A 512-nucleotide genomic window follows, 5' to 3' on the forward strand; every position below is an offset into this window, starting at 1 on the left:
AGCTGCTGGAGGAGATCCAGTGTTGTATCAACATTTGTTTTACCAAATATATATATATATTATATTTTTATATTTACTAAAAAAAATTAAATCATTTACTTATATTATAAAATATATAAACATATATACTTATATAAATATAAATAATTATATAAGAAATATAATATTTAAAAGATGTTTCTCATCTCAATTAGAAAATTATAATAAAGATTATAATAATATAAGATATAATGAATTATGTGAATTATTAAAATTACCTAAAGTATCTAATGATTATATAAATTGATTAATAGGTTTTACTGAAGGAGATGGTTCATTTGTAATAAATAAAAAAAATGATATAACATTTATTATAACTCAAAATATAAAAAATAAATATATATTAGAAGATATACAATCAAAATTAGGTTATGGTAAAGTTATAAAACAAGGAAAAGATACTTATAGATATGTTATACAAAATAATTTAGAATGTTATTTAATAGCATTATTATTTAATAATAATATAATTT

Annotated in this window: 2 protein-coding genes; both read left to right on the forward strand. The window is 15.4% G+C overall.

Annotated elements, in window-relative coordinates:
- Positions 1-286: heme-copper oxidase family protein (locus IE180_RS37985; RefSeq protein ID WP_229861275.1), on the forward strand; the 286-nt coding region annotated here is incomplete at its 5' end.
- A 3-nt stretch (positions 287-289) separates the two neighbouring features.
- Positions 290-512, forward strand: a 223-nt coding sequence (locus IE180_RS37990) for an LAGLIDADG family homing endonuclease (protein ID WP_190161130.1), incomplete at its 3' end; no start/stop codon positions are given.

The organism is Streptomyces litmocidini, assembly GCF_014649755.1.
Lineage (GTDB): Bacteria > Actinomycetota > Actinomycetes > Streptomycetales > Streptomycetaceae > Streptomyces > Streptomyces litmocidini.